This is a genomic window from Roseburia sp. 1XD42-34, from assembly GCF_009917385.1.
Classification (GTDB): Bacteria; Bacillota; Bacilli; order Bacillales; family Amphibacillaceae; genus Virgibacillus.
In genome coordinates, this window is record NZ_QWLJ01000099.1 from 1 (window position 1) to 695 (window position 695).

The 695-nt window shown below is 47.5% G+C and carries 1 protein-coding gene; it reads left to right on the top strand.

What is annotated here, in order from left to right; translation table 11 throughout:
* Positions 1-667: type I glyceraldehyde-3-phosphate dehydrogenase (locus D1839_RS20225; RefSeq protein WP_166554476.1), on the top strand; the 667-nt coding region annotated here is incomplete at its 5' end.
* Positions 668-695: the final 28 nt, after the last annotated feature.

A 695-nucleotide genomic window follows, 5' to 3' on the forward strand; every position in this document is an offset into this window, starting at 1 on the left:
AAAGCGTGTTCTGATTTCTGCCCCAGCTGGCAAGATTAAGACTATCGTTTATAACGTTAATGATGACACCTTGAATGCAGACGACAAGATCGTTTCTGCAGGTTCTTGCACGACCAACTGCTTGGCACCAATGGCTTACTTCCTGAACCAGGAATTCGGCATTGAAGTTGGTACCATGACCACCGTTCATGCCTACACCTCAACTCAGATGTTGCTTGACGGCCCAGTTCGTGGCGGCAACCTGCGTGCTGCACGTTCAGCTGCTGCTAACACGATTCCTCACAGCACTGGTGCTGCTAAGGCTATCGGTTTGGTTATCCCAGAATTGAACGGCAAGTTACAGGGTCATGCACAGCGTGTTTCTGTTGTTGACGGTTCCTTGACCGAATTGGTTTCCATCTTGAAGACCAAGAACGTTACGGCTGACCAAGTCAACGAAGCTATCAAGAAGCACACCGAAAACAACCCTAGCTTTGGCTGGAACGAAGACGAAATCGTATCTTCCGATGTTATCGGTACGACATACGGTTCAATCTTCGATCCTACTCAGACCGAAGTTACAACTGCCGGTGACTATCAATTAGTTAAGACGGTTGCTTGGTACGATAACGAATATGGCTTTACTTGCCAGATGATCCGTACCTTGCTGAAATTTGCTACTCTCTAATCCGGAGTAACGCTTTTCTAACCGCAAC